The 8,384-nt window shown below is 42.3% G+C and carries 10 protein-coding genes; 3 read left to right on the plus strand and 7 right to left on the minus strand.

Going from position 1 to position 8,384, the window contains the following annotated elements; all coding sequences use genetic code 11:
* Positions 1–61: 61 nt before the first annotated feature.
* The 7 genes from thiL to gcvT all read right to left on the minus strand — a co-directional run bounded on the left by thiL (position 62) and on the right by gcvT (position 6,430).
* Positions 62–1,012, minus strand: a complete 951-nt coding sequence (gene thiL, locus Q0212_RS00050) for a thiamine-phosphate kinase (protein ID WP_297920500.1) — start codon at positions 1,010–1,012, stop codon at positions 62–64.
* 231 nt (positions 1,013–1,243) lie between these two features.
* On the minus strand, positions 1,244–1,516 hold the full coding sequence (locus tag Q0212_RS00055) for a type II toxin-antitoxin system YafQ family toxin (protein ID WP_297920501.1): 273 nt from the start codon (positions 1,514–1,516) through the stop codon (positions 1,244–1,246).
* Positions 1,517–1,777, minus strand: a complete 261-nt coding sequence (locus tag Q0212_RS00060) for a type II toxin-antitoxin system RelB/DinJ family antitoxin (RefSeq protein ID WP_297920503.1) — start codon at positions 1,775–1,777, stop codon at positions 1,517–1,519. It abuts the gene before it with no gap.
* Between the two features lie 90 nt (positions 1,778–1,867).
* Entirely contained in the window at positions 1,868–3,328 is a 1,461-nt protein-coding gene (gene gcvPB / locus Q0212_RS00065; protein ID WP_297920505.1) for an aminomethyl-transferring glycine dehydrogenase subunit GcvPB, read from the minus strand.
* A gap of 10 nt (positions 3,329–3,338) precedes the next feature.
* The gene (gene gcvPA / locus Q0212_RS00070; protein ID WP_297920507.1) at positions 3,339–4,700 is read right to left on the minus strand and encodes an aminomethyl-transferring glycine dehydrogenase subunit GcvPA; all 1,362 of its coding nucleotides are present in this window, start codon (positions 4,698–4,700) and stop codon (positions 3,339–3,341) included.
* Positions 4,701–4,882: 182 nt separating this feature from the next.
* Complete coding sequence (gene gcvH, locus Q0212_RS00075) at positions 4,883–5,272, minus strand: glycine cleavage system protein GcvH (RefSeq protein WP_297920508.1); 390 nt, start codon at positions 5,270–5,272, stop codon at positions 4,883–4,885.
* A 72-nt stretch (positions 5,273–5,344) separates the two neighbouring features.
* The gene (gene gcvT / locus Q0212_RS00080) at positions 5,345–6,430 is read right to left on the minus strand and encodes a glycine cleavage system aminomethyltransferase GcvT (protein WP_297920510.1); all 1,086 of its coding nucleotides are present in this window, start codon (positions 6,428–6,430) and stop codon (positions 5,345–5,347) included.
* A 238-nt stretch (positions 6,431–6,668) separates the two neighbouring features.
* Here gcvT and Q0212_RS00085 point away from each other — a divergent pair, with 238 nt between their 5' ends.
* From Q0212_RS00085 to Q0212_RS00095, 3 genes are all read left to right on the plus strand, one after another.
* Positions 6,669–7,508, plus strand: coding sequence for an SDR family oxidoreductase (locus tag Q0212_RS00085; RefSeq protein WP_297920511.1), 840 nt, complete (start codon positions 6,669–6,671; stop codon positions 7,506–7,508).
* Positions 7,509–7,537: 29 nt separating this feature from the next.
* Positions 7,538–8,083, plus strand: coding sequence for a heme NO-binding domain-containing protein (locus Q0212_RS00090; protein WP_297920513.1), 546 nt, complete (start codon positions 7,538–7,540; stop codon positions 8,081–8,083).
* A 5-nt stretch (positions 8,084–8,088) separates the two neighbouring features.
* A partial coding sequence (locus tag Q0212_RS00095; protein ID WP_297920516.1) for a histidine kinase dimerization/phospho-acceptor domain-containing protein occupies positions 8,089–8,384 on the plus strand: 296 nt, incomplete at its 3' end.

Below are 8,384 nucleotides of genomic sequence, written 5' to 3' on the forward strand. Positions count from 1 at the left end.
TAAACCAAAGGCTAAAAAAATAATGGGATTTTTAATGGGATACAATGAAGACATAATTGGCCTAAAAATGTTGATAACCTTGTTGATTAATGGTAATGGCTTGGCCTTGATAGCTCATTTTTAAGCCTACATCCGCAACAATACGGCCAATACGTTTGATCGGCACACCTGCATTAACAATTTCGATGGCTTTATCATCAGGTAACGTAAAACATAACTCATAATCATCACCCGAATTTAAAGCCAACGATAAAGCTTGCTCAACAGGCAATGTTAATAATGCTGGACTGAAAGGTAATTTTTCTAAGTATAGTTCAGCACCGACATGTGATGCTTGTAAAATATGTCCTAAATCTTGCGCTAGACCATCAGAAATATCCAAACAGGCACTGGCCACACCACGCAATGCAGTCCCCAACATTATACGTGGCTGGGGAAAATCTAAACGCGCTCGACAATAGGATTTTTGCTCATCATTTAGCGTTTTACCTTGATACTGGTTTAAAGCCAATTGTAGCCCTAAACCTGCATCACCAATTGTTCCAGAAACATAAATCCCATCACCCACTTTGGCACTATCACGTCGAATAGCCTGCCCCACAGGCACTGTCCCTAAAGCAGTAATAGTAATACTTAATTCGCCTTTTGTCGTGTCTCCACCGACAACAGCGACTTTGTATTGATTGGCTAAATTAAAAATACCGTTAGCAAACTCTTGTAAAAAGAAGGGTTCGGCTTTAGGCAAAGTGACTGCTAATAAAACCCAACGTGGCGTTGCCCCCATGGCCGCTAAATCAGATAAATTCACAGCTAAGGCTTTATGACCAATGGCAAAAGGATGAGTATTTTCGGGAAAATGCCGGCCCGCAATAAACGTGTCTGTGGTAGCTACCAACACTTCACCATGAGGCACATTTAATAATGCAGCATCATCACCAATGCCTAACATGACCCCTTGATGACTACCACGTTGTTTAAAATACTGATTGATCAGCTGAAATTCAGAAGGCATAGTTTAAAAAAATAAAAGGCGTACTTGGTACTAATGCCAGTCAGTTAAGAGAAAATTGTCCCTTAAAAATAACCCTTCGACTTCGCTCAGGGTACATTTTTCGTTGGTTGAGCGGTGGTCACTGAGCGCAGTCGAAGGGAGTCGAAACCAACAAAAGAGCCTTAACTGACTGGTATTTGTTATATTACGCGGCTGTTTGATGTTGTTCTTTAAGTAGTTGTATTAACATGATTATTCATCAAACAAATCAGTATGTCGTCCTGTACGTTCAAAACGTACTGCATCTGCACTTAGTTGGTAAATTAATAGCCAATCAGGTTCTATATGAGCATCTCTAAAACCTTGCCAATTACCACGTAACGGATGGTCGCCATAATGTGATGGTAAAACTTGCCCTTCAATCAGCAAATTTAGCAATATTTTTAACTTTTCCATATCTTTGCCGCGTTTTTGCTGCATTTTAACATCACGTTTAAACTGACCTGAGTAGCTTGGCTGACGCATTTATATCCCCAACTGCTCAAACAAATCATCGGCATCCTTTGCCTGATGAACCTCTTCACCACGTTCACTTTTGGCTAAAGTTTGTGCCGTTAAGGCATTAGGTGTATATAGCTCAAAGGGAAATGCCTTTTCTTTGGCTACTTTCGTCAAGGTCATTCTCATTAAATCAGATACCGTTAGTCCCATTTCAGCTAATACAGTCGCTGCTTGTTGTTTAATATCTTCATCAACACGGGCCCGAATAAAAGCTGTTGCTACCATAATACACCTCAAAACCAAAAGTGTTGCTCATTTGAGCTACAAGTATAGCATAAAAAAGGCGCAACATTGCGCCTTTTTCTATTGAGAGCTTTACTGTGCTTTAGGCTGCCAGACTAAATCTAACTCACGCGCTGCACGTACGTCATCTAAGCGACGAACAGGCATGGTATGCGGTGCGCCTTTGACCAATTCTGGTTCGGTTTTGGCCTCTTCCAAAATTTTGACTAAAGCGGTCGCAAAGTTGTCCAACTCATCTTTGGCTTCGGTTTCAGTTGGCTCAATCAAGAAGCACTCAGGTACTAACAAGGGGAAGTATGTTGTTGGTGCATGGAAACCATAGTCCAACAAACGCTTAGCAATATCCATTGCCGATACACCCAAAGTCTTCGCTTCTTTAGCAAAGGTAATAATAAACTCATGCGAAGCACGACGCGCTGGATACGCTAATTGCAAACCAGCTTGTGCTAATTTGTGCATTAAGTAGTTGGCATTGAGCGTTGAATATTCACCCACACGATGCAAACCTTCACGCCCCAACACAGCCGCATAAAAATAAGCACGCAACAATACGCCAGCATTACCCATAAACGCAGATAAATGACCAATACTTTGTGGCAAGTCATTTTTGTCTAACCAACGATAACGGCCATCAGCTTCTTTACCAACAATCGGTGTTGGTAAAAATGGTAATAAACGCTCACCCACACCCACAGGACCAGCACCCGGTCCACCGCCACCGTGTGGGGTAGCAAAGGTTTTGTGTAAGTTCATGTGTAACACGTCAAAGCCCATATCACCAGGTCTGACTTTACCCAAAATCGCGTTTAAGTTTGCACCATCGTAATATAACAAGCCGCCTGCTTCGTGAACGATTTGGGCAATTTGGTCGATTTGTTGTTCAAACACACCACAGGTTGATGGGTTAGTCATCATCAAACCCGCAGTTTGTGGGCCAACCGCTAATTTTAAGGCTTCAACATCCACGTCACCATTGGCAAGCACAGGAATTTCACGCACCTTATAACCACACATCACGGCGGTTGCTGGGTTTGTACCATGTGCAGCCGCAGGAATTAACATTTCGCTACGCTCATGGTCGTTACGTGCTTGGTGATAGGCACGAATCATCGCCACACCTGCAAACTCACCTTGTGCACCTGCGGCTGGTGTTAAGGACACACCTTTCATGCCTGTCACTTCTTTCAAGACTTCTTGCAAGTCATACATACAAGCCAAAAAGCCTTGAGAGTGCGTAACGGGTGCTAAAGGATGACGACCTAAAAAGCCAGACATCATTGCACCTTTATGCGCACCACGTGGGTTGTATTTCATCGTACAAGAGCCAAGCGGATAAAACTGAGTATCAATACTAAAGTTTTTGCGCGATAAATTGGTGTAGTGACGGACAACTTGTAACTCAGATACTTCTGGCAACACGGCCGATTTTTTGCGGCGGAATTGTGCAGGAATGTCACTCGCGTCATGACGAACTAAAGGTGCTTGTGAAGTAGCACGACGGCCTTCTTGTGAACGTTCAAAAATTAAGGTCATGGTCATTTTCCTAAGCAGCTAAAGCTTGTGTTAATGCTTGAGCAAAACGCGCTAAATCAGCGGCATTTTTGGTTTCAGTGGTACAAACCAATAAGGCATTGCCTAATTCTGGATAATAAGGACTTAAATCCAAACCACCCAACACGCCTAATTCGGCCATTTTGGCTAAAACAGGAGCAACAGGCTGATTGAGTTGTAACACAACTTCATGGAAAACCACGTTATCAAACACACGCTTTACCCCTGAAATTTGACTAACTTGCTGGGTTAAAGTTTGAATATTGTGGTGAGAAGCTAAGGCAACACGCTCTAAACCTTCTGCGCCCATTAAACTCAAATAAATGGTCGCAGCGGTCATAGCTAAACCTTGGTTAGTACAAATATTTGACGTGGCTTTGGCACGGCGAATATGTTGTTCACGCGCTTGTAAGGTTAAAGCAAAACCCGTTTTGCCTTCTAAATCCACAGTACGACCAATAATACGACCAGGCATTTGGCGAACGTGTTCTTGTTTACATGACAAGAAACCGACATAAGGGCCGCCAGAAGACAAAGGAATCCCAAACGGCTGACCTTCACCCACTACAATATCTGCACCTTTATCGCCCCACTCGTTAGGTGGTGTTAAGATAGCTAATGCCATTGGGTTAACCACAGCAATCACCAAAATATTATTGGCTTCTGCCCAACGTGTTAAGGTGTCAACGTCTTCTAATGCGCCAAAGAAGTTAGGATAAGGAATCACTAAGGCCGCATAGTCTTGACCACTAAAGGCTTCTAAACTGGCAGGATTGATTGTGCCGTTATCTTGTTGATAATCTAATTCAACTAATTCAATGCCTTGCATTTCAACAATCGCTTTTACGGCACTGCGATATAACGGTGATACGGTTTTTGGCATCAAAATGCGTTTGGATTTTGATTTGCGATGGGCACGAATCGCCATTAACACCGCTTCAGATAAACCAGATGCGCCATCATACACAGAGGCGTTACACACATCCATACCCGTAATGTGTGCCATCATACTTTGGAATTCATAAATGACTTGTAACGTGCCTTGTGAAGCTTCTGCTTGATAAGGTGTATAAGCGGTCATAAATTCGCCACGTGCGACAACATCCCATACAGCCGCAGGAATATGATGCTCATAAGCACCTGCGCCAATAAAACACAAAGCACCTGCATCTTGTTGGCTACGCTCTTGCATAATACGCAAAGCGTCCATTTCGCTTAAACCATCAGGAATAGCGGTTAAGGGTTGGCAACGTAAATGGGCAGGAATCTCATCAAACAAAGCACTAACGCTGTCAACACCCATCGTGTCGAGCATCGCACGTACATCAGAGTCGGTATGCGGAATAAATGGCATGGGATTTTGCTCAGATTAAGCGGTAAACTTGGGAAAATAACACGTTCCCTTCCCTAATTTAGGGACAGGGTTAGGATGAGGCGATTATCTCCTCACCCAACAATCGTAGCCTGTATGGAGCATCGCGTAATACAGGACACCAAATATGCAGTGACTCCCGTGTTATCACACGGGCTACACAATCAATGCTCAGCAGCAACTTGCTCGTCGTACTCTTCAGCAGATAACAAGTCATCTAACTCTTCAACTGAAGATACACGAATTTTGTACATCCAGCCTTCGCCGTATGGATCAGAGTTAATTAATTCTGGGGTGTCTTCTAAAGCGGTGTTAATCGCAACAACTTCACCAGAAACAGGTGCATAAATATCAGAAGCAGCTTTTACAGATTCAACCACACCTGCTTCGTCACCTGCGGCAACGGTATCGCCAACTTCTGGCAACTCAACAAACACCAAATCACCTAATGCTTCTTGAGCGTGGTCAGTAATACCAACAACCACGATATCACCTTCTAAACGTGCCCATTCGTGGCTAGAAGCATATTTTAATTCGCTTGGCGTATTGCTCATCTTTCATCTCTCTCTATCTATAAAACTAAAAATACTCCTCCCCCTAAACTAGGGGGAGGAACAAATACAAATTTAAACTAATTTTTTACCTAAACGGACAAAAGGCGGTTTGACCACGTTGGCAGCTAAACGCTTACCACGGATTTCAACCCAAACTTGTTGCACATCACCCGCAGGAATACGAGCCAAGGCAATGGATTTTTCCATTGTTGGCGAGAAGGTGCCCGAGGTTGTTTCGCCCTCACCTACACCATCAACAATCACTTTTTGATGTGAGCGCAACACCCCTTTATCTTGTAATACTAAGCCGACTAATTGCTGTTTTACGCCATTGGCTTGTTCAGTGACTAAGGCTTCTTTACCAATAAAGTCATGATCCCATGCAATTGTCCATGCCATATTCGCCACTAAAGGTGATACGTCATCGTTCATTTCATTGCCGTACAAGTTCATACCCGCCTCTAAACGCAAGGTATCACGCGCAGCCAAACCACAAGGTAAAACCTCAGCGGCTAATAATTTTTGCCAAAAATCGGCAATTTGCGCTTCTGGCACTAAAATCTCTAAACCTTCTTCGCCAGTATATCCTGTACGGGCAATAAACCAGTCGTTATATTCTCGGCCTTGAAACACTTTTAACGCTTGAATAATCGCACCAGCTTCATCACCTAAAACATCACTCACCACACGATAGGCTTTTGGCCCTTGCACAGCGAGCATGGCTAAATCGGTACGTTCAATTAAATTAATAGCAAAACCTTCGGCTTGTTTTTGCATCCACGCCAAATCTTTGTCATGTGTGCCACAATTAACAATCACACGCCATAAGTCTGGCTTTTGTGTGGTTGGTGCATAAACAATCAAATCGTCAATCACACCGCCTTGTTCATTCAACATTGCGGAATACAAGGCTTTGCCAGCAATTTTTAGACGGCTAACATCATTGGCTAACAAACGCCGCAAATAAGGTACTGCATCCGCGCCTGTTAACTCTAAAACGGTCATGTGTGACACATCAAACATGCCTACGGCACGACGCACCGCATGATGTTCAGCCAAGACTGAACTATATTGAACAGGCATATCCCAACCACCAAAGTCAACCATACGGGCATTGAGGGCAAGATGTTGTTCATAAAGTGCGGTTTTGTGTCCCATAAAATCTCCAAAAATTCTTTAAACTCGTCTATTTTGCATAAGCACAATGTCAGAGTCCTAAAAAGCATGGCGCGTATTTTACACATTATGCGCGCTTATCACTACCCAAAAGCCCAAAAGTAAACTATCTTTTGTGAGGACTAGCCAGCCATTGCTTAACGATTGTGGTATTGGCAAGTTAACTTAGCAAAAAAACAATCATTAATTGTCCTAAAAAACAGTATTAAGAGGCGGTCTCATGAAAAATCTTGAGGGTAAAATTGTTGTAGTCACAGGTGCAGGCTCAGGCATTGGCCGTGCATTAGCCTTACAGCTCGCTGCACAAGGTGCGCAATTGGCTTTGTGCGATGTTAATGAAACCAATTTGCAAAAGACGGTAGATATTGCTGCTGCTCATGGTGTCAAAGTTTATAGCGCAGTGTTGGATGTGTCTAAACGTGAGGCTTTTCAAACCTTTGCTGACAATGTTGCCCGTGCCTTAGGCAATGCCAGCGTAGTGATTAATAATGCAGGCGTTGCATTGTCACAAAATGTCGAAGCAATGAACCGTCAAGATTTTGAATGGGTATTAAATATCAATTTTTGGGGTGTGGTAAATGGTTGTGAATCGTTTTTGCCCCAATTACGCCAACAAAAAGACGCACATATTGTTAATATTTCCAGTATATTTGGCATTATTGGTGTGCCGTCACAATCTGCTTATAATGCCAGTAAGTTTGCGGTAAAGGGCTTTACCGAAGCATTACGTCAAGAATTAAATGGCAGCAATATTCATGTCACTTGTGTGCATCCTGGTGGCATTAAAACCAATATTGCCCGTAATGCGCGTGTTCATAATGATATGTTTGGCAAAGCGGCTGACCCCAAAAAACTAGCGGCTGACTTTGACAAATTAGCGGCAACCACCGCCGAAGAAGCTGCCAGACAAATTGTTCGTGCTATCGAAACTAACCAAAAACGTTTGTTAATTGGCAAAGATGCCAAAGCCTTAGATGCCATTCAACGTTTATTACCCAATCATTACGATACCGTTTTGGGTGTAGGCTATAAGCTAATGAATAAACTGGCTAAACGCTAAATCTGTCAACATAAAGAGACAAGAACACCATGAAAGGCATTGTTTTTACCGAATTTTTAGAAATGGTTGAAGATCGTTTTTCTTTAGACATGGTTGATGACTTAATAGATGATTGTGATTTACCTTCAGGTGGTGTTTACACCGCCGTTGGTACTTACTCACATGAAGAAATTGTCGCTCTTGTCTCTGCGTTATCACAACGTAGCTCTATCCCAGTACCACAACTTTTAAAGGTGTTTGGTGAACATTTATTTGGTCAATTTGCCAAAAACTATAGCGTTTTCTTTGCTAACGTGACCAACGCCTTAGATTTTTTACACGGTATTGAAGATGTGATTCATGCCGAAGTCAAAAAGCTTTATCCTGATGCACAACTGCCACGTTTTTATACCGAAGAATATCAAGCCAATAAACTGGTGTTAATTTACCAATCTAATCGACATTTTGAAGACTTAGCCGAAGGTTTAATGATTGGTTGTATTAAGTATTTTAACGAAAAAATTAACATTACTCGCGAAGCTATTTATAATAAAGATATTAAACAGGAGCGTTTTACCCTAGTACGCTACGAGTAATAATAATGATTGATGAAGTACGTTGGCAAAAACGTTTAGAGCGTGAAAGAGCTGCTCGCAAAGCAGCCGAATTGTTATTAGAAGAAAAAAGCCTTCAGCTATATAAATCCAACCAAGTGCTACAAGATTTGGCAACTCAATTAGAACAAAAAGTCTCAGTTCGTACTAAAGAGTTACAAATTGCTTTAAGCAAAGCTGAGGCAGCGACTAAAGCCAAAAGTGATTTTTTGGCGGTAATGAGTCATGAAATTCGCACGCCATTAAATGGAATTATTGGTATGACTCAACTATTAGCGATGAC

Source organism: uncultured Agitococcus sp. (genome assembly GCF_937920075.1).
GTDB lineage: Bacteria > Pseudomonadota > Gammaproteobacteria > Pseudomonadales > Moraxellaceae > Agitococcus.